Source organism: Microcoleus sp. EPA2 (genome assembly GCA_020882975.1).
Classification (GTDB): Bacteria; Cyanobacteriota; Cyanobacteriia; order Cyanobacteriales; family Microcoleaceae; genus Microcoleus.
In genome coordinates this window covers 307,829-327,020 of the sequence record JAHRFD010000001.1, presented here as the reverse complement: position 1 = coordinate 327,020, position 19,192 = coordinate 307,829, and the positions used below count along the sequence as shown (strand labels likewise).

Here is a 19,192-nt window from a genome sequence, read left to right as displayed (position 1 = left end):
ACTGTTAACTGTTTGTTCAAAAATCTCAATTGTAAAATTAATTAGGTGAGCGTGCATGGCTGGAGGTATTTATCTGATTCAGGATGACGACAGGCTGCTGGAAATGATGGAACAGCCCTATGATTCAGAAGATCAGTTACAAGACTTGCTTGTAACTTATCCTAATCTGATTGCTGGAGACCAAATAGATCGGGCTACAGCGCGGAAATGGTTGTTGATTTCGCGCGAAGTTTCAGTACCCAGCGATGAGGAAACAGCCGTGCAGTGGTCTCTGGATCATTTGTTTATCGACCAAAATGCAGTGCCTACTTTGGTGGATGTTAGGCGCACTCCTAATGCTGCTCTCCGACAACAAGTTTTAGGTCAGTCGATCGACTATGCTGCTAATGCCGTAGTTTACTGGCCCATAGATTCAATCATTGCTTTTTTTGAAGCTAATTGTCGCGATCGGGGTCGCGATCCAGAACAGATTTTTGAGGAATTTCTCGGTGCAGATGCCAATGAAGATCGGTTTTGGCAGAAGGTGAAAACTAATTTACAAGCTGGTAAAATCCGTTTGGTTTTTGTAGCTGAGGAGATTTCTGCTGAAATGCGCCGGGTGGTGGAATTTCTCAACGAACAAATGGACCCGGTTGAAGTTTTTGCCCTGGAAATTAAGCAATATGTAAGTGAAGATGGTCTCAGAACTTTGGTTCCGAGAATTATCGGTCAGACAGCAGAAGCACAGCAGAAAAAATCGAGTGCAACGCGGGAAAGAAGACGCTGGGATGAATCGTCATTTTTTGCAGAACTGAAAGCGAGACGGGGCGCAGAAGAGGCGCAAATGGCAAAAGAAATTTATGTTTGGGTGAAAAATCAAGCACCGGAAATGGATATTCAGTGGGGTACGGGGGACACCTATGGAGGCTTTGCGGCTCACTTACATCTAAAAGCCAAAAAACCCTATCAGTTGTTTACGGTTAATATTGCTGGAAAAATGGAGATTTCGGCTCACAATTACGGTTCGCAGCGGCCGTTTAATCGGGAGGAAAAGTGGCTGGAACTGAGGAATAAGTTTAGTTCGATTGGGCTGTCGCTACCTACAGAACCTGGTGAGGTGCGATCGCCTAGTCTGGCTTTGTTTACTTTACAAGATGAATCAGACCTCAACCAAGTTATCGAAATTTTTGATTGGGTGGTTGCAGAAATTAAAAGAGCGTAGTTATTGGGAATTGGGATAGGGCGAAGCGAATCTCCGCCCAATTCCAAATAACCAATAACTAATATCGAATGTTTGCTTCTTTCATGCGACGCAGGGCTTCTCCCAGGCGATCGCAATCGGCAATCAAACTAACTCTGACATATCCTTCCCCACCAGGTCCAAAAGCATTACCAGGAGTCACTACAACACCAGTTTGCTGCAAAACATTCAGCGCAAAATCAGTCGAACTCATGCCGCGAGTACAAGGAACCCAAAGATACATTGCAGCCAAAGGTTTAGGAATATTCCAACCCAATTCTGCCAATCCTGCCACCATAAAATCCCGGCGAATGCTATAACGATTCTGCACTTCTTGCAAGTAACTATCCGGCAATTGCAGTGCGGTTTCTGCGGCGGTTTGCAAGGCGGAAAATATACCGTAATCTAGGTTAGTTTTTAAGGTCCGTAAACCTTGGATAATTTTGCTATTTCCTACTACAAAACCGACTCGCCAACCAGCCATATTGTAGGTTTTTGACATCGTGTGAAATTCGACACCAATTTCTTTACCGCCGGGAATTTCTAATAAACTTGTCGGTTGATAGCCGTCAAAGGCTAATTCGGCATAACATAAGTCATGAACTAACAATATTTGATGTTTGTGCGCGAAGGCCACAACGTCTTTGAAAAATTCGCGGGGTGCAGTTGCTCCAGTCGGATTACTGGGATAATTGAAATAGAGTATTTTGGCTTGTTGCGCTACGCTATCGGGAATGTCGGCTAAGTCAATTACCCAGTTGTTTTCTGGTTTGAGGATGATGTTGTGAACTTTTGCGCCGGCGATAATCGGGCCGCGAAATAATACGGGATAAGCAGGACTTGGTACTAATATTACATCCCCTGGATTGATGTAAGTCATCGCAAAGTGCGCTAAACCTTCTTTGGAACCCAATAAAGGTAATGCTTCGCTTTCTGGATCTAGTTCAACGTTGTAGCGGCGGCTGTACCATTTGGTAATGGTACGGCGAAAACTCGTTGTTCCTTCAAAGGGTGGATAGCCATGATTTGCTGGATTTTGGATGGCTGCGACGGCGGCATCTACTACTGGTTGGGGAGTCGCGCCGTCTGGGTTTCCCATTCCCAAGTCTATTAAGTCTAGTCCTTGTTCGCGGGCGCGGGCTTTGAGTTCGTCGAGACGGGCAAATACATAGGGTGGCAGTGTTTGCAACCTGTCAGCAGGGCTAATCCAATCCAAGGTCATTAGTTTGTTATCAGTTGTTAGTGTTAGTTGTTGGTAGTCAAAACTTTACTATTTAAAAGTTTAGTCGATCGAGGAATCAAGTCCTGACTACTAACCCTTGTCATGTTTCTGGGTTGGTAGTCAGGACTTTAGTCCTCAAAGGTTTACTTAATGGAGGAGTAAAGTCTTGACTTTTGAAAACTGTTAATTCTTGACTTTTAATTCTCCCACAGGTGCGGTGGTAGAAACCATCGCTGCCATTAATTGTTCGGGAACTACTTTGAATGGTAGTCTGTGGATGTCGGAGTTGGGATTGCAAGCTATTTCGGCGGAGCGCTGCAATTCTGTTAGGCTAATGTCTCCAAGTCCTAGACTGTCTAAAGTTTGGGGTAATCCAATCTCGCCGTAGAATTTTAACAGTTGCTGTCTGGCTGTGGCTGCCAGTTGATTGTTTTGCAGCATTTCTTCTAGTCGCAGTTGGACTAAAATGCCGTAGGCAACTTTTTCGCCGTGCAATGTTCCGTGACTTGCTAATAGATGAGTTAGGCCGTTGTGGACGGCGTGGGCGGCGACGGTGCGACATTGAGCACCCCCTATGCCGCCAATTACTCCTGCTAATAATACAACGGCATCTGTCACTTCTTGCCAGGTTTGGCTACCGGGTTCTTGGAGGGCGATCGCCGATTTTTGAAATAGGATATCTCGCAAGATTCTAGCTTGTTGAACTGCCGAAACGATCATGGTTTGTTCGGAGTGTCCGCTGCTGACTGAGGCTTCGTACCATTTGGCGATCGCATCTCCAATTCCTGCTACTAATGTCCGCTGGGGGGCGGTTTGAATCAAGTCGTAGTCTAGTATCAGTAAATCTGGACATCTGGCTAATGTAACATCGTATTGGAAGGCACCTTGTTCTGAATAGATGTTAGAAAGGGCTGTCCAAGCGGCGCAGGTGGCTGCGGAGGTGGGAATTGTGGCGATCGGGATTTGGCACTGATAGGCTAGGAGTTTGGCTGCATCTAAGGCCTTGCCTCCACCAACGCCGATGATGAAATCAGCTTCATGGGTGGCGGCTGCTTCACGCAGGTTTGCCAAACTCATTTCGCTGCAATCTGTACCGTAGGCTATTTCAGCGAACTGTAGGGGCGTTGCCCCTGTGCGCGCCCCAGCGCCTTGGAGGATTGGTTGCAGGAAAGGTTTGGCGGTGGCTAGGGAGTTGCTACCGCCGACGATGAGGGGGCGTTTTCCGAGACGGGCGATCGCCTCACGCGATCGGGCTAGGGCATTTTGACCCCGCAATACACAAGCGGGGGCAATTGTCAAGGATAATAGTGATGTGTCGGTTTTGGTTGAGGTAGAGGTTTGAGTCATTGAGCTGGGAGCGTAGTGACGAGTTGTGGAATTACTAGACTTATAGGATAACTCTAACAAGGCTTTGGCAACAGGATCGGTTTTCTCAAGTTTTTGTTAAGTATTGTGCGGGGTTGGAAGATGGGAAAGGGATTTGATGGGCGATCGGTATGATAAATTTACAAATATAGGCAATTTAAAGGATAAGGCAATGCTGACTAAACAAGATTGGGACTGGTTAGCAGTGTGTTCTCATTATCAAACGGCTGTCACAGTCCAGACACTTCTCAAAGAAGGAAAATCTATGGAAGCCACGGCAGGTTTAGAATCTTTAATTGAAGCAATGGGAAGAAGTGAAAAACGTGCATTAAAAAGCCAATTAATCCGTTTAATGCTTCACATTATTAAATGGAAATGTCAACCTGAAAAACGAACTGCTAGCTGGGCTATTAGTATTCGTTCGGCGCGGCGAGAGATTGAAGAAAGTCAAGAAGAAATGCCGAGTTTAAATCGTGATTTTATTGAGTCTATCTGGGATAAATGTTTTCAAGTTGCGGTGAAAGATGCTGAGGATGAAATGGGTAAAAAATGTCAATTAACCTCACTTGCTTGGTCTGAAGTTTTTGAGGATGAATATAGTTTTGAGACTTTTTGAATTCTGTCATCCTCCCAGTCTTCGCGATCGAGTACCGAAAACTTGCAGTGCTGTTTCATTTGTCCAGTTTCTAGATTCCACAGCTTAATTGTTCTGTCATAACTTCCACTAGCTAAAATTTTTCCATTAGGGTTAATAGCAACGCAATAAACCGCAACTGAATGCCCTGAGAAAGTACGAATCAGCTCTCCTGTATCGAGATTCCAAAGTTTACTGCAATTTCCACTGCTGTTACTAGCAAAAGTCTTGCCATCTGGACTAATAACTACGCAAGCAACAGATGACATACCTACGTCATTAAGAGTTTTTACACAGTCGAATCCGATGAATTATTGGGAGAGGGAATCAGGATATCTCGGTACTTTTGAGAGTTATTGCCGAAGGCTTCTCCTAGTTTGTAGCCGATGTTTCTAGCGATGGGTGAGAGCACTTCGAATATGTAGGGCGCGATAGCGAGGATTGCTTTTGCGAGCATAGATGTGGGTGAGGATGTGGTTGTTAATAGTGTAGCAGCTTGTAGGTTGGGGAGGAATGTAACCAAACATTATCCTTGAATTTGTTGGGTTACGCTACGCTTCGGCCAACCTACTCAAGCAATTTCCGCTTTTTGTAAAATGACAATTTCCTTCAATTCATCGAGATGACTTACAACCCGCTGCTGGAATTGACTAAAATAAACAATTTCGTACTCATCCCCCAATTCCTTTTGAAGTTGTTTCCATAAACTAACCCCTTCTCTTTCAAAAGCTATCTCTTCCTGTGCACTCGCAAAACCAGCCGAAGCCGGATCATCCCAGTCAATAATGCCATCATAAATCTTTTGCCAATTGAGTAAACGTTCAATTGTTGCTTCACTCAGCGGTAACTCTGTTGGATCGATATCGCCAACGTCATCCATATCCCAGAGAGGATAATAGTTATAATCAGTCATCAGCTTTATTCTTGTGTACATGACTATTTTTCCTGAGTTAAACGACCGATTAATCTTGTTTTGCTAGGGTTGGCCCCGACAATATAGCCATTACTAGCTATATCTACAGAAATGTATTGAGTCTCGTCATTAAATTGTACCTCATAGATAGCCCTAGTGGTTCCTTGAGTTCCTAAAAATCTGCCCCTAGTAACAGCAGCGATAACTGCATCAATAATCTGATTTTCAGAAATGCCTCGATTGGCAAAGTCTTTAGTATGCTTTGCCAGAATATGTTGCCATCCAGAGCGATCATTACCAATCTCTAAAAAAACAATTTTACCATCGGACAATCTAGCAATCCGCAGAATGGAATCCGGGTTATGCTTAACTCCAGCGGCCCGCAGTTGGGCTATTAACTCATCTCTCTCAACTTCATTTGTCAATGAAATCACCCCAAAATGTGCGATAATTTGATATTATCACCAACTTCCTAATATGACTGAACAGCCAACTGCAACCTACCGCACCGAAAGCGACTCGATGGGAGACAAACAAATCCCATCAAATGTCTATTATGGCATCCAAACTCTCCGCGCTATCGAAAATTTTCCGATTAGCGGGATTAAGCCTTTATCGACTTATGTTGATGCTTGTGTTTTAATTAAGAAAGCTACGGCGATCGCCAATGGTGAACTAGGCTGCATTCCGCAAGATATCAGTCAAGCTATTGTCCAAGCAGCAGACGAAATCCTAGCTGGTAAATTGCGCGATCAATTTGTAGTTGATGTCTATCAAGCTGGGGCAGGAACTTCTCACCACATGAATGTTAATGAAGTTCTTTCTAATCGCGCTTTGGAAATTATGGGTGATGAAAAAGGCAACTACAAGCGTGTTAGTCCTAACGATCATGTAAACTATGGACAATCGACTAATGATGTGATTCCGACGGCGATTCGGATTGGCGGATTGTTGGCGCTGGAAAAAACTTTGTTGCCCGCTTTGTCCAAGGCCGTAGCCACTCTAGAAAGCAAAGCCACAGAATTCCAAGATATTGTAAAATCAGGCCGCACTCATATGCAAGATGCAGTGCCTGTGCGACTCGGTGAAACCTTCCGCGCTTGGGCTCAAATTCTCAGAGAACATACCTTGAGAATTCAAACTGCATCGGCGGATTTGACATCCTTGGGATTGGGTGGCAGTGCAGTGGGTACTGGCTTAAATACTCATCCTGAATATTGTCAAAAAGTTGCTGAAATTCTCTCGACACTAATTGATAAACCTCTGAAACCAGCGACACATTTAATGGCGGCTATGCAGAGTATGTCGCCGTTTGTAAATGTGTCTGGTTCGCTGCGAAATCTGGCTCAAGATTGCGTTAAAATGTCCCATGACTTGCGTTTGATGGACTCAGGACCGAAAACGGGTTTGAAAGAAATTCAACTGCCTCCGGTGCAGCCTGGTTCGTCAATTATGCCGGGAAAATACAATCCTGTGATGGCGGAAATGACTTCGATGGTTTGTTTTCAAGTCATGGGTTATGATAGTGCGATCGCCCTTTGTGCCCAAGCGGGACAATTAGAGTTGAACGTGATGATGCCCCTGATCGCCTACAATCTGATTCATAGCATCGAAATTTTGGGCAATACGATTAGTGCTCTGAGTACCAAATGTCTGGCAAAAATTGAAGCTAAGGGCGATCGATGTCTCGCTTATGCTGAAGGTAGTCTCGCCCTCGTTACCGCCCTCAATACCCACATCGGTTATCTCAACGCGGCGGCTGTTGCCAAAGAATCCCTAGAAACTGGCAAATCTTTGCGGCAAATTGTGCTAGAACGCGGTTTAATGAGTGCAGAAGACTTGGCAAAAGTTCTAGACTTAGAGAAAATGAGTGCGATGCCCACATATTCTGCTAAGTAAGTTCAACTTAAAACACCGAATCCTCAGATCCCCAACTTTTTTAATAAGTCGGGGATCTAACAGCAGAAATTCCACCTTACGTTATTCTTTGATAGTGTCAAGTTTCGGAGCAACATTTATTATGCGCGCAGGTTCTTTTAGTAAGTTAGTCCCTGATAGAGAGAATACAACCCAAGTTACCTTTCATTATGTGGAAGGTCAGGCAGAAACGTTTACAATTCCTATGCCTGCACGGGATTTTCAAGAGGAAGTAGTGAATTTATTAAACCAACCTTGGTTGACTTTTCATTTAAACGATCAAACCATTTTTATCTGTACATCCAGAGTGGTTAAAATGGAAATAAAACCGGCGATTCCAGAACTTCAAGGTCAAGGAATATTCCCTAACTCCCAGCGAGTTACTACAATGCAGCGTGGGGCTGCGGGTCGATTGGCGATGGATACATAATTGAGTTATTTGTTACTTGTTATTTGTTATTGGTTATTGGTTAGTTGCTGCGCCCTGCCCTTCGGCTACGCTGACTGAACCGCGAAGTCGAAGGGTTATTGGTTAGTTGTTATTTTTGATTGGTGATTGGTTGCTTGTGGTTACTTGATTATTGGCAGACACAAACAATAGGAAGCAATTCAAAATAATAACAAATAACCCCCAAAAAATCACATTCAACAAATAACCAATAACAAATAATAACTAAAATAACCAATAACAAATAACCAACAACAAATAACCAACAACAAATAACAAATAACATTATGCCTACAGTTAGTTTAATGAGAGCGCATTCCTACGATCGCCAAATCTTGCAAAAATCCTTAGAAAGCTTGATAGCACCCTTGGGGGGAATGTCAGCTTTTGTCAAAAGTGGCGATCGAGTTTTGCTCAAACCCAATCTCCTCACAGGTTCTCGCCCCACCAAAGAATGCGTCACCCGTCCCGAATTGGTTTATTGTGTGGCAAAAATGGTAATAGAAGCGGGTGGAAAACCGTTTTTAGGTGACAGCCCCGCCTTTGGGAGTGCGATGGGTGTCGCCAAAGCCAACGGCTATTTGCCACTGCTAGAAGAACTGAATTTACCAGTAGTAGAATTTCAGGGAAAACGTTACGAAACAGTCAACGATGACTTCAATCATCTCCGGCTGTGCAAGGAAGCCATGGAAGCAGATGTGGTAATTAATTTGCCCAAATTGAAATCGCACGTTCAATTAACCGTCACCATGGGTGTGAAAAATTTGTTCGGCTGCGTTCCCGGCAAAATGAAGGCTTGGTGGCACATGGAAGCGGGCAAAGATAGTGCCAGATTTGGTGAAATGCTGGTCGAAACTGCACGCACGATCAACCCAAATTTGACTATACTCGATGGGATTATTGGTCACGAAGGTAACGGGCCCAGTGGCGGGGAACCTAAGTTTTTGGGAATTTTGGGCGCATCAAGTGATGTGTTTGCTTTGGATAGAACCATAGTTGAAATTATTAATGCTAATCCCGCTAGTGTTCCGACTGTGGTGGCGGCGATGAAGTTGGGGCTTTGCTCGAATTTAGAGGCTATTGATTTTCCGCTGTTGCAGCCGGAGAGTCTGAAGGTGTGGGATTGGAAGTTGCCGGAAAATATGATGCCGATCGACTTTGGTATGCCTCGTGTGGTCAAGTCCGCCTTCAAACACCTTTATATCAGGTTTATCAAAGAAAGGTTCAGCATCCGGGCTTCCGATTAGCTCTCGGAAAAGGAATCGCTCAAATTTTCTGTTGTTACGCCTTGTGCTTCCCCTTGTTAATTATGAAGAAATATGACGCGGATGTTACCATCTCAAATAGACTTTATGTTAAGCTATAATAAGCTTGTTCTAAATCCTATGGTTGAAAGTATTTAGATCGCTGTATTCAGAATTCGTGAATCACTCGTGCTGTTTTTCTAGCTCGCAGCAATGGAAGAATAATATTTAGGTATAAATACTTTTCATTGCCGTTAATTTGAACTGGAGCTAGTGGGAAGTTGCACTAATCTTTATAATTGACCGCTAAATTATAAAGACTCAGTAAAACTAGAAAAAGTATATTGACACTTCTACTTATTTTGCATGATAATCCCCACATATCAACTAAATCCGGCTTGAATAACCCATTTATTTCTTACTCAATAGAATCAGAGCGAAAGCTGGTATGTTAGGACTTTTAACCGCCTAGCCTTCGAGGGGTTATCGACCCGTATTTGATTGGAAATATGGCTGTTATTAAAGATAAAAGATTTAATCCAGTTCATTTATCCATCTGGCAGTATTACAAATCTCGGAAACTGTTTCTGAAAACCTTGTCGTATAGGGCAGGGCATGGAAATTTAAACTAGCTTGATGTCTTTTATGAATATCGATGTTTTTGGTCAATTCCACCAAGGATTGATTACTAGATAGACAATAAAAAATCACAACTAAGGAATATCTAGCATATGCCTACTAACAACAACCTGACAATCCTACAACCTCTACAAGCAAAACTATTGCCAGATGGTAAAGTTTTACTCACCCGTAAATTAATAGAAGCGATCGTTGAATTAAATAATTATTGGGATGGTTCCATTACTGTGATGATGGAAGAATCCCAATTCGAGAACGGCAACATCGATCAAAAAGTATTCAAAATGAATGAACTACCTTTTAATTTAGAGGTAATTTCTTTCGATCTGATTACGCCAGCTTTACTGAAAAAACACCACAGCTCTGTAGTATTAGCAGTGCCGGGATACCGACAGAACCATATTGCTCAAGTCTGTAAGTTAGCGGGAGTGCCGTGTATTTATGTTTCTGAATACACTTTGAAAACTCGCAACCAAATTGCGAGTGTGACGACAAGTAATCCGATGATGCGCCTGCGGAAACTGCTGTGGGAATACAATCAGGAAAAAAAGCAGTGCAAGGCGATCGTCATGGCAGATGGCTTGCAATGCAACGGCACTCCTACCTACGAAGCCTACAAGCATATCAATCGCAATCCACTGTTTTTCTTTGACACCCGGATTAGCGAGGATATGTTAGCCACAGAGGCAGAAATTGAACAACGCACTGCAAAAAGCTTACAAGATCAGCCTCTACGTTTGTTGTTTTCAGGTCGCCTGATTAAAATGAAAGGAGCCGATCATTTACTTTTGGTTGCTCAAGAACTCAAGCAAATGAAAGTTAACTTTGAAATGTTCATCAGCGGTTCTGGCGATTTAGAAAAGACGATGCAAAAGACCATCGCAGCTAATCAACTTCAGAACCTGGTGAAAATGCTTGGCGTACCAGACTTTAAAACAGAGTTTTTCCCCTTTGTAAAGAAGAATATTGATTTGTTTGTTTGCTGTCACCGTCAGGGCGATCCTTCCTGTACTTACATAGAAACTATGTCTTGTGGAGTGCCGATTGTGGGCTATGCTAACGAAGCATTCGAGGGGATTTCTGCAATGTCGGGAACCGGATGGGTTGTACCAATGAATCAACCTAAAGTGATGGCCCAGAAAATTGCACAACTCAGCCAGCAGCGGGAAGCAATTAAGTCTATGTCGTTCAAGTCTCTTCATTTTGCTCAAAAGCATACTTTTGAGAAGACTTTTAAAGCTCGCGTAGAACATATGCAGCAGGTGATTGCCCACTCAAGGCAGGCTCAAGAAACTACGGAAAGTCGATTGTCTGAAGAGACAAATCCGATTTTTGCGTAATATTCAATTCTGCGATTTACCCTGATTACCCCCTTTATTCTGTGGCGATTGAAACCGCTATTACTACCATTAAGTAGGCTTTGGCAGACTTAAGATCTAAAGGGGGTATTTGAGGTGACTGCTGTTTGCATTTCCCTGGGATTTGATTTTGGTTACATCAAATCCTCTCTTCATCGTCCTGTATTAATCTCTCTCTTCTCTTCCTTCGCGTCCTTAGCGCCTTCGTGGTTAAATCATTTCGATACAACCGGAATTGATATTACATCACCATTGCGCCCGATCGCTAATCATGGGATAGGCAAACTCAGCTACATAGTCAGTGATGTAGCAGGGCTATCTATGGATTATTGATTTATCTTTAATAAGCACCCTGACAAGTTTACAGTCAAAAGTCAAACAAATTAGTTATTATCTCGACTTTTTACTATTTACTTCTGAAAACCCACAATTTCCAACCACCTTTGAACATTTAACCGTACAATACTTCTTTCATAGGTGGCGTAGCATCTTTAGGATCGAACTGTTTTAATTTCAAAGCTTGGAGTAAAAACAGCCAGATATACAGCGGATTCAACAAAACATATCGCTGCCAAAGACGGCCTGGTTCCATGACGAGTCGAAACAGCCATTCTAAACCCAACTTACCTAAAAAATCAGGAGATTTAGCCAAATTTCCTGAATGAAAATCGTAAGCAGCACCTACAGCAATCAGAGGCATTGATAATTCATCCCGATATTCGTAGGCCCAAACTTCTTGTCTGGGACACCCCAAACCTACAAAAGTAATTGCTGCACCGCTAGCGCGAATTTCCTGAGCGATGCGATGTTTTTCTTCCGTAGTAGTCTGTCTGAATTTAGAAGGCTGCATTCCCGCAATAATTAACTTGGGAAAACGCTGGCAAAGATTTTGAGATAAAGCCTCAAGTACACAAGGTTTAGAGCCGTATAAATAGATAGACAACCCTTCTGCGGCGGCACTTTCGCAGATTTCTAACATCGCATTCGGCCCGCAAACGCGATCGGGCAATTCTGTATTATAGAGCAAATTTAATGCCCATCTGACCGGTTGTCCATCCGGTAATACTAAGTCAATGTGATTGAGGCGATAGCGGTGAGTGCTGTCAAGGACTCCTGTCATTACGCCGTGCACCGCTAAAGCCGAAACCGACATTGGTTTGCCGGCGCGGGCTGCGCCAATAATTTTGCTAACTGCCGCTTCATAATTAACCGCATTTACTAAGATTCCCAGAACATTCTTTTTACCCTTATCAATCATTTGGCACCTCTTTAAGCCAACGGTCGTGGTTACATTCATAAATTTCCTGAAGAATTTGTTTGACGTTATATTTCATTTTCCAATTTGGGTAGTGACTCTCGAATTTGCCATTGTCACTAATCCACCATATATGATCGCCGATGCGATTACTTTCAGCATAGGTCCAGTTGAATTGGCGATCGGCTATTGTCTCGCACATTTGGATAGCTTCTAGCATGGAACAATTGCTATACCTACCACCTCCTGTATTGTAAACCTGTGCGCTTCTGGGAGCTTTGAAAAATTCATAAAATGCTGAAATTAAATCGGCGCTATGAATGTTGTCGCGGACTTGCTTACCCTTATATCCGAAAACGGTGTAGGGAGTTCCTGTGACGGCGCATTTCATTAAGTAGGCGAGGAAGCCGTGTAATTGAGCGCCTGAATGATTGGGCCCAGTCAGACAGCCTCCCCGAAAACAAGCGGTGTTCATATTAAAATAGCGGCCGTATTCTTGAACTAAAATGTCCGCAGCTACTTTGGATGCGCCAAACAAACTGTGCAAACATTGGTCGATGGACATATCTTCCCGAATGCCCCCTTCGTAAGTATGACCCGGTGCAATTTCCCACCTGTGTTCTAATTCCACTAAAGGCAATTTATTTGGGGTATCGCCGTACACTTTGTTGGTAGAAGTAAAAATGAAAACTGCTTTGGGACAGTACAAGCGAGTTGCTTCTAAAAGATTGATGGTGCCGTTGGCATTGACGGTAAAATCTATTTTAGGAGCACGGGCTGCCCAATCGTGGCTCGGCTGGGCTGCGGTGTGAATTACTAATTCGATCGAATCGCCATACCGCTGAAAGATATTGGTAATTGCTTCATAGTCGCGAATGTCAATATCTAAGTGGTAATACTTAGTTCCCAAGGATTGTTCTAGCTGTTGGCGGTTCCAATTTGTAGAACCATCTGCACCAAAAAAGAACTGGCGCATATTATTGTCAATGCCGACTATATCCAAGCCTTGTTTAGCAAAGAATTTACAGGCTTCAGAACCAATTAAACCCGCAGAACCCGTAATAATTGCAACGCTCAATTTTTATCCTCCTCACAAATAGTATTTGATATTTTGGCGATCGAATACATCAGAACTTATCCAGATTTTCGATCGAGTAGATCTTGGCACAATTGGGCAAAAAATTCACCTTTAACATCCCAATCATATACTTCTTTGACGCGCTTTCTACCTGCTTCACCCAAACGCGATCGCCCTAAAGGATCTTTGCCTAAACACACTATAGCTTCTGCTAAACCTTCCACAGCGCGATCGGGGTCTGTAGCCGGAACTTTAATGCCCGTTTCAGCAGTGACCTGAGTAGCAGGACCACCCAAATCCAAACAAATCACCGGACGACCTATCCCCATCATTTCCGTGCAGACAAAACCGCCAGAATCGTGCAAACTAGGGTGGAGGAGAACGTGAGATTCCCCCATTTTAGAAAGAGTTTCACCACGAGGTAGAGAACCCCAAAAATGGACCTGGTTTTTGATTCCCAATTCTGTTGCCAAAGTTTCCAAACGCTGCCTTTCTGGACCATCTCCCACAATCCAGTATTCCGATTGTTCCAGCTTCGCCTCCGCAAATGCACGGAGTCCCAAGTGCACTCCTTTCCAGTGCAAGAGACGACCGACACTGATGAATCTAATGGGTTGTTCCGGGGGAGTTGGCAATTTTGCTAGTGCTTGAATTTCCGGCTGCGACAAACCGACTTGCGAGAAAATTTTCACATTTTTTGCTTTGAGAAATCGGAGTCTTGCCGCCGTTTCTTCGGTAGTTGCTAACGCGACAACACTGCGACGCGCCGTCAACCCTACAAACGGATCGCGTTCTCCCAATCTTTGAGCCAATTCCCGGAGAGTTTCGTAAATTTTGCCCCGGCGGCTAAAATCTTGCCAAAAAGGCTTTGGTGCTGCTTCTGCACCTCCCACAGGTCCCCAAATGAAAGGGTGCGGTAATAATGCTAGGAAGCTGGGAGACCAATGCTTCACATAAGTTACGTGCTGTATTATGTCAAAACCGATCGCGCGATCGAGTTTCCGAGCCCTAAAATAAGCCCAGATTTGCCACAAATAGTAGTGAAGTTGCAACAATCCTTGTTTCCCCTTCCAATCTTCGCTCCACCCAAAGGGGTCAAAATAAATAAAATGCAAATTGGGTACTGGATTGCGTTCTAATTCTGCTTCTATGTACGATCGACAAAAAGTGCGAGTAAATACCCAAGTTTCGTGATATTTAGCAGCTTGAATCACTGTATTCCATCCGACTCCCTCTTCAGAGCCGAGATTTGGTTCGCAAGCAAAAGCAGATAATAAAAGTTTCATCAGTTATTGGTTATTGGTTATTGGTTATTGGTTATTGGTTATTGGTTATTGGTTGTTGGTTGTTGGTTGTTGGTTATTTGTTCCGTCGCTGGCTTAGTCGAAGGTTGATTGGTTATTTGTTGATAGTTGTTGGTTATTAGTGATTTTATCACTCACTAATGACTGCTGACTAATAACTAACCAATAACCACTAACAACTAACCAATAACCAATAACAACTAACCAATAACTAAGGACTTCTTTCCATCAAAAAAGATATAACTTCGACATAACCTTTAGCCGCAGTTTCAGGAGTTTTTTGAGCAATTAGCTGTCGCGATCGCTCCCCCATCGACTCAATCAAATCAGGATTATCTAGAAAAACTTGCATCTTTTCTGCTAAGTCCTGAGCCTGACTAGGGTCGAAAACATAACCGTTTTCCCCTGACACAATCAATTCGCAAGAAGCCGCACCCTTGGAACACAATACGGGTTTCCCAAACACCATGGCTTCTGGTACAACCATTCCCCAGACATCCTCAAAAGTAGGAAATACAAAAACATCAGCTTGGTCAAAGTAAGTGCCCAAACTGCCATAATCTACCCATCCCACCCATTTTACTTGTTCGTAAAAATCTTGTTCTCTAATAAAACTTTCCAATTCCTCCTGCTGGTCTCCCTTGCCAACAATCAGTAAAGTATAATCAGAATATCCTTGTTTTTTGAGCAGAGCACAAGCTTCTAACAGCGTCTTAATTCCTTTTCTGGCGGTAATCCGCCCCACATATAAAAAAATCGGCTGCTTGAGGTCTAGTTTTTTGACCTTAGTTGTGGACAAAGGTTTCAGCAGCGTTTCCGCATCGGGAACTAAATAAGTTCTCGTAAAAACTTCTGCTTCTGGTACATTCAGCGCTTCTATCAAATATCTTTTTCCCGCTTCGCTGTTAGAAACAAAAGCATCAGCAAACTTCGCTAATATACGTCTGACAGATGTCCGAAAACTCGAATCTCGAAAATCTGTGTTTGGGGAACTACCATCATAAATAATTGCAATTCGCCACCGACAAACAGGTTTGAGAATCACCACCAAGACAGTCCACAAAGAAAAAGCTTGAGGGAAAACTATCTGAGGTCTAAATTTGAGCAAATGACCGATGATACTGGGTGATACGGCGATGAAACCGCGATCGTACCCTGTTTCAATCTTTTCCGTTTCGACAAACTTAGTCTCCCCTACCAATACAATCGAAGATGCTCCCGGTAGCGTCGGATCGAATCCAGACCAAACACGACCAGTATAAAAAACTGTATTGTTAAATACTTTAGTAAATTCTCTCAATACTGGCTGCCAGTAAGCTCCCAATTCGACTTCCGGGACTAGCCAAGCGACGCGGATTTCATCCATGCGATTCACCTTTTAGTTGTAGGACTACCAGAAAGGTGGCCATATGTTCAACAATTTTCCCCATTGCCTGTGCTTCCAAAAATAGTCACTTGTACAGAATTTAAATTGTCTATTTCTCCAGCAGTCTCAAAAATCGTCAAATTTTATCCCCCTCTCCCTTCTGGGCTTCTCCATTCTCCCCTCAACCCATTCTCCCCTGAACCCCTGGGACTTTCGCCCCCTTTAACATCAAAGCTAATATATATGTATAGATGCACTAGAGCTGATTAGCCACGATAGCCTAAAGGCCCTCGGCGGACTGAGGTGAGAATCAACCTCAAATAAGGTAGCAGCCAATATATCGGCCACAATATATTTGTGTGCCGCTCTACGAGCACTTTCGACTCTTTCGGACTAAAACCTTTGGGTTGCATTACCTGTTTCCACCGATCGAGCAAACTCATGTTCGGGTCTTCCCAGCAGTTACCCTCAGACGGATTAGTCGAGCAGGTTCCGACGTATCCGGGAACTACCCAAACTGTACAATTTTGTTGCACCGATCGCAAACCGTAATCAATATCTCCCATGCTATGAATGAAAGCTGGGTCTAAGTTACCCACTACTTCAACTACCTCTCGCGGTATCAAAACGCAGTTGCCGTTCATTGTACTGCACTGCTGAGCTTCCGCGATCGGTTCCAGCAGGCGAAAATGCAAAGGATGCCACCAGCTAGTCCGCAACCAGCCCCCGTAAGTCAGCGCCCCAGTTGTCGCATCGCGAGTAGAACCCACTGCAATCGCTCGCCTGTGGCCTTGCTCCGCCAAGCTTCTGGACGTTGCCAGCATAGTGTTCACAGCCGACGGTTCCAGTACAGTGTCATCGTTGAGCCAGAGGTAGTAGTCATAATCATGCTTCATCGCTTCCGCCAATCCCTGCCGCATTCCCCCATTCCAGAACAAATTCCCATCTCCGCCCAGCAATTTCACCTGGGGATAAGTCTCCTGCACCGCTTCGGGAGTACCATCAGTGCTGGCATCGTCCACTAAGTAGACCACCAGCAATACATCTGCTGGTAGTACCTGATTGAATAATGCCGCGAGACTAGCTAAGGTCTTTTGCTTGCGATTGTGGCAAGTTATGATTGTCGCTATAGTGCTGTGTGGTTTCATCAATCTATAATAGTTTCATTCAATATTATTGTACTCTGGAAAAAATTATGAGGCAATTCCTAAAAAAAATAGCGTACCAAATGCTTAAGCCTGTGGGATTTGATGTCCCACGAAAAGGCATGAGAACATCTATGTACGGTATGCTCGATCAGTTGATCGAGTTGGGTTTTAAACCAGAAACAGTTATAGATGTCGGCGTGGCCTACGGGACTTTTGAATTGTACGAAAAATTTCCCACAACCAACTTCTTACTGGTAGAGCCTTTGATCGAATACGAGAAAAATTTAAAAGCAATCTGTCAAAAATACCATGCTCAGTATATCATGGCCGGAGCGGGCGCTCAAGCGGGAAATATTACGATTAATGTTCACCCTCAACTCTACGGATCTTCTACTCTTAACGAGTCAGAAGGCAGTCTGGCCGACGGTGTACCTAGAGAAATTCCTCTAGTTGTTCTCGATGATGTGTGCCGGGAAAAAAACTTAAAAGCCCCTTATTTATTAAAAATTGATGTCCAAGGTGCCGAGTTGAGTGTTTTGGATGGCTGTGGTCAGATGCTTGAGGATACAGAAGTAATCATACTGGAAGTATCCCTGTTTCAATTCTTTGTTGGAGGCCCGCAATTATACGATGTTGTGAGTTATATGAAAGAGCGCGGATTCGTCACCTACGATATTTTTGGAGGTTACATCCGCCCTCTCGATGGAGCGTTGGCTCAGGTAGATATGGTGTTTGTGAAAGAAAACGGACTATTTAGAAAGTCTCATTTTTTTGCGACACCACAGCAGCGAAAACAGTTAGTTTAATTGGCTGCACTGTTGGCGGCGCTGGCGAGTTCAGAAAACAGCGACAAGTAGCGGCGAGCTTGTATGTCTGAGGTGAATTCTTGTTCGACTTTCTGGCGCGCCCTGGTGCAGAGTTTTTGGTGTCGATCGGGATTTTCTAGTACCCATGCAATACCTGTAGCTAAATCTTCTGTTTCATAAGGTTTAGCTAGGTAGCCATTGGAGCAATGCTCGATCAAATCTGGCATTCCCCCAATCTTGAATCCGACACTGGGGATGCCACAGGCTGCCGCTTCCATCACCGTATTCGGTAAATTATCGTAAACAGAAGGAGCCACGAACACATCCGCTGCTGCATAAACTATTGCCAGAGAAACGTCATCAGCGAATTTACCTAAGTAATGCGTGTTAAAACCAAGTTCAATCGGATTGGCTGCTCCCGAAGAGCCAAAAACTAGCAACTGTATGCGATCGTTCCAACCCGATTTACTCAGACTTTGCAAAGCCGGTACTAGCAAGTTAAATCCTTTCCAGCGATCGCCCGTGCCACCAGCACTCCCAAACAGTACAATTTGTTTATCTTGAGGTAAATTGAGGATTTCTCTGGCCCATTGCCTGTTGATGGGTTTGTACTTTTGAGTATTAATGCCATAATGAATTACCTCTATTCGCTTGTCTTTAAACAGAGAACTAGAAGTAGCACATTTCGCCAGCCAAGCACTAGGGCTAACCAAAGTTAAGTTAAGATTTTTCCAAGCTTTCGCTTTCCTCTGCCACACCCAACGCGACAAATCCCCATCCTTGCTGCTGTGGAGTTGGTGACAGCTACCGCAAGATTCAGTATAACGATCGCACTCTTCGCTATAGTGACATCCACCCGTGAAAGGCCACATATCGTGGAGAGTCCAGACTAGGGGCTTATTAAACTTGGGAATGGTTTCTACTTGCATATAGCCAGCACAAACCCAGTGCAAATTAATAATATCTGGTTGGATTTTGGCAACCTTCGCAGCCAGGGAGTCTGGTAGCCATTGAGGAGAAAATATGGCTGGATTTCTCTGAGGGTAAAGCCGTAATGGAGCATTTGATATAGTCGAAATAATCTTATCAAACTTGTTGGCTATCCCATCCTGTGACATAATGACATTTGCATCCCCACTTATCTTATTTTTCACCAGCATTTGGGAAGACACCCCAATCCCCTGCAAACTTTCGTGCAATCTATAAGCTGCGCGGGCTGCACCACCGACCGTATCAGAACTATTAAGAACTACAACCTTCATCTACCTTGCCTTTC

General features: G+C 43.8%; 19 protein-coding genes. 7 read left to right on the top strand and 12 right to left on the bottom strand.

Features of this window, described 5'->3' with window-relative positions; genetic code table 11:
* Positions 1–55 precede the first annotated feature (55 nt).
* The gene (locus AAFP14_RS01320) at positions 56–1,201 is read left to right on the top strand and encodes a hypothetical protein (protein WP_341730533.1); all 1,146 of its coding nucleotides are present in this window, start codon (positions 56–58) and stop codon (positions 1,199–1,201) included.
* A gap of 58 nt (positions 1,202–1,259) precedes the next feature.
* On the opposite strand, the gene AAFP14_RS01315 is transcribed toward AAFP14_RS01320, so the two are convergent.
* Together AAFP14_RS01315 and AAFP14_RS01310 are read right to left on the bottom strand one after the other, a co-directional pair.
* Positions 1,260–2,441, bottom strand: a complete 1,182-nt coding sequence (locus AAFP14_RS01315; protein ID WP_341730532.1) for an aspartate aminotransferase — start codon at positions 2,439–2,441, stop codon at positions 1,260–1,262.
* Between the two features lie 183 nt (positions 2,442–2,624).
* A complete protein-coding gene (locus AAFP14_RS01310; protein ID WP_341730531.1) occupies positions 2,625–3,788 on the bottom strand; it encodes an iron-containing alcohol dehydrogenase family protein in 1,164 nt (387 codons plus the stop codon).
* A gap of 136 nt (positions 3,789–3,924) precedes the next feature.
* Here AAFP14_RS01310 and AAFP14_RS01305 point away from each other — a divergent pair, with 136 nt between their 5' ends.
* On the top strand, positions 3,925–4,422 hold the full coding sequence (locus AAFP14_RS01305) for a DUF29 domain-containing protein (RefSeq protein ID WP_341730748.1): 498 nt from the start codon (positions 3,925–3,927) through the stop codon (positions 4,420–4,422).
* On the opposite strand, the gene AAFP14_RS01300 is transcribed toward AAFP14_RS01305, so the two are convergent.
* From AAFP14_RS01300 to AAFP14_RS01285, 4 genes are all read right to left on the bottom strand, one after another.
* Positions 4,359–4,709 (bottom strand): WD40 repeat domain-containing protein, encoded by a 351-nt coding sequence (locus AAFP14_RS01300; RefSeq protein ID WP_341730530.1) that lies wholly within the window; start codon positions 4,707–4,709, stop codon positions 4,359–4,361. The genes AAFP14_RS01305 and AAFP14_RS01300 overlap by 64 nt on opposite strands.
* Before the next feature lie 20 nt (positions 4,710–4,729).
* Positions 4,730–4,852 (bottom strand): hypothetical protein, encoded by a 123-nt coding sequence (locus AAFP14_RS01295; protein WP_341730529.1) that lies wholly within the window; start codon positions 4,850–4,852, stop codon positions 4,730–4,732.
* Between the two features lie 159 nt (positions 4,853–5,011).
* The gene (locus AAFP14_RS01290) at positions 5,012–5,374 is read right to left on the bottom strand and encodes a hypothetical protein (protein ID WP_341730528.1); all 363 of its coding nucleotides are present in this window, start codon (positions 5,372–5,374) and stop codon (positions 5,012–5,014) included.
* A gap of 2 nt (positions 5,375–5,376) precedes the next feature.
* Complete coding sequence (locus tag AAFP14_RS01285) at positions 5,377–5,787, bottom strand: hypothetical protein (protein WP_472851015.1); 411 nt, start codon at positions 5,785–5,787, stop codon at positions 5,377–5,379.
* A gap of 43 nt (positions 5,788–5,830) precedes the next feature.
* On the opposite strand from AAFP14_RS01285, the gene AAFP14_RS01280 reads away from it, so the two are divergent.
* The 4 genes from AAFP14_RS01280 (at position 5,831) to AAFP14_RS01265 (ending at position 10,941) form a co-directional block, all read left to right on the top strand.
* Entirely contained in the window at positions 5,831–7,252 is a 1,422-nt protein-coding gene (locus AAFP14_RS01280; RefSeq protein WP_341730526.1) for an aspartate ammonia-lyase, read from the top strand.
* A gap of 121 nt (positions 7,253–7,373) precedes the next feature.
* Complete coding sequence (locus tag AAFP14_RS01275; protein ID WP_341730525.1) at positions 7,374–7,700, top strand: hypothetical protein; 327 nt, start codon at positions 7,374–7,376, stop codon at positions 7,698–7,700.
* A 305-nt stretch (positions 7,701–8,005) separates the two neighbouring features.
* Positions 8,006–8,965 (top strand): Npun_F2552 family protein, encoded by a 960-nt coding sequence (locus tag AAFP14_RS01270; protein WP_341730524.1) that lies wholly within the window; start codon positions 8,006–8,008, stop codon positions 8,963–8,965.
* Between the two features lie 728 nt (positions 8,966–9,693).
* Positions 9,694–10,941, top strand: a complete 1,248-nt coding sequence (locus tag AAFP14_RS01265) for a glycosyltransferase (protein WP_341730523.1) — start codon at positions 9,694–9,696, stop codon at positions 10,939–10,941.
* Positions 10,942–11,410: 469 nt separating this feature from the next.
* On the opposite strand, the gene AAFP14_RS01260 is transcribed toward AAFP14_RS01265, so the two are convergent.
* The 5 genes from AAFP14_RS01260 to AAFP14_RS01240 all read right to left on the bottom strand — a co-directional run bounded on the left by AAFP14_RS01260 (position 11,411) and on the right by AAFP14_RS01240 (position 17,110).
* Entirely contained in the window at positions 11,411–12,217 is an 807-nt protein-coding gene (locus AAFP14_RS01260) for a WecB/TagA/CpsF family glycosyltransferase (RefSeq protein WP_341730522.1), read from the bottom strand.
* Positions 12,210–13,292: an NAD-dependent epimerase/dehydratase family protein gene (locus AAFP14_RS01255; protein ID WP_341730521.1), complete on the bottom strand. Its 1,083-nt coding sequence runs from the start codon at positions 13,290–13,292 to the stop codon at positions 12,210–12,212. Before AAFP14_RS01255 ends, AAFP14_RS01260 begins: the two co-directional genes overlap by 8 nt.
* Before the next feature lie 56 nt (positions 13,293–13,348).
* Entirely contained in the window at positions 13,349–14,578 is a 1,230-nt protein-coding gene (locus AAFP14_RS01250; RefSeq protein WP_341730520.1) for a glycosyltransferase family 4 protein, read from the bottom strand.
* A 229-nt stretch (positions 14,579–14,807) separates the two neighbouring features.
* Positions 14,808–15,962 (bottom strand): glycosyltransferase family 4 protein, encoded by a 1,155-nt coding sequence (locus AAFP14_RS01245; protein ID WP_341730519.1) that lies wholly within the window; start codon positions 15,960–15,962, stop codon positions 14,808–14,810.
* Between the two features lie 266 nt (positions 15,963–16,228).
* Positions 16,229–17,110, bottom strand: coding sequence for a glycosyltransferase family 2 protein (locus AAFP14_RS01240; RefSeq protein ID WP_341730518.1), 882 nt, complete (start codon positions 17,108–17,110; stop codon positions 16,229–16,231).
* Positions 17,111–17,157: 47 nt separating this feature from the next.
* Between AAFP14_RS01240 and AAFP14_RS01235 the strand changes: the two genes are divergently transcribed.
* Positions 17,158–17,916, top strand: coding sequence for an FkbM family methyltransferase (locus AAFP14_RS01235; RefSeq protein ID WP_341730517.1), 759 nt, complete (start codon positions 17,158–17,160; stop codon positions 17,914–17,916).
* Here the strand turns inward: AAFP14_RS01235 and AAFP14_RS01230 are convergent.
* Entirely contained in the window at positions 17,913–19,178 is a 1,266-nt protein-coding gene (locus AAFP14_RS01230; protein ID WP_341730516.1) for a glycosyltransferase family 4 protein, read from the bottom strand. The two genes, AAFP14_RS01235 and AAFP14_RS01230, sit on opposite strands and share 4 nt — an antisense overlap.
* Between the last annotated feature and the right edge of the window lie 14 nt (positions 19,179–19,192).

Excerpts from the sequence above, each read along its gene's own strand:
- AAFP14_RS01320 (WP_341730533.1), top strand. The coding sequence starts at position 56 with ATGGCTGGAGGTATTTATCTGATTCAGGATGACGACAGGCTGCTGGAA.
- AAFP14_RS01315 (WP_341730532.1), bottom strand. The coding sequence starts at position 2,441 with ATGACCTTGGATTGGATTAGCCCTGCTGACAGGTTGCAAACACTGCCA.
- AAFP14_RS01310 (WP_341730531.1), bottom strand. The coding sequence starts at position 3,788 with ATGACTCAAACCTCTACCTCAACCAAAACCGACACATCACTATTATCC.
- AAFP14_RS01305 (WP_341730748.1), top strand. The coding sequence starts at position 3,925 with ATGGGCGATCGGTATGATAAATTTACAAATATAGGCAATTTAAAGGAT.
- AAFP14_RS01300 (WP_341730530.1), bottom strand. The coding sequence starts at position 4,709 with ATGTCATCTGTTGCTTGCGTAGTTATTAGTCCAGATGGCAAGACTTTT.
- AAFP14_RS01290 (WP_341730528.1), bottom strand. The coding sequence starts at position 5,374 with ATGTACACAAGAATAAAGCTGATGACTGATTATAACTATTATCCTCTC.
- AAFP14_RS01280 (WP_341730526.1), top strand. The coding sequence starts at position 5,831 with ATGACTGAACAGCCAACTGCAACCTACCGCACCGAAAGCGACTCGATG.
- AAFP14_RS01275 (WP_341730525.1), top strand. The coding sequence starts at position 7,374 with ATGCGCGCAGGTTCTTTTAGTAAGTTAGTCCCTGATAGAGAGAATACA.
- AAFP14_RS01270 (WP_341730524.1), top strand. The coding sequence starts at position 8,006 with ATGCCTACAGTTAGTTTAATGAGAGCGCATTCCTACGATCGCCAAATC.
- AAFP14_RS01265 (WP_341730523.1), top strand. The coding sequence starts at position 9,694 with ATGCCTACTAACAACAACCTGACAATCCTACAACCTCTACAAGCAAAA.
- AAFP14_RS01260 (WP_341730522.1), bottom strand. The coding sequence starts at position 12,217 with ATGATTGATAAGGGTAAAAAGAATGTTCTGGGAATCTTAGTAAATGCG.
- AAFP14_RS01250 (WP_341730520.1), bottom strand. The coding sequence starts at position 14,578 with ATGAAACTTTTATTATCTGCTTTTGCTTGCGAACCAAATCTCGGCTCT.
- AAFP14_RS01245 (WP_341730519.1), bottom strand. The coding sequence starts at position 15,962 with ATGGATGAAATCCGCGTCGCTTGGCTAGTCCCGGAAGTCGAATTGGGA.
- AAFP14_RS01240 (WP_341730518.1), bottom strand. The coding sequence starts at position 17,110 with ATGAAACCACACAGCACTATAGCGACAATCATAACTTGCCACAATCGC.
- AAFP14_RS01235 (WP_341730517.1), top strand. The coding sequence starts at position 17,158 with ATGAGGCAATTCCTAAAAAAAATAGCGTACCAAATGCTTAAGCCTGTG.
- AAFP14_RS01230 (WP_341730516.1), bottom strand. The coding sequence starts at position 19,178 with ATGAAGGTTGTAGTTCTTAATAGTTCTGATACGGTCGGTGGTGCAGCC.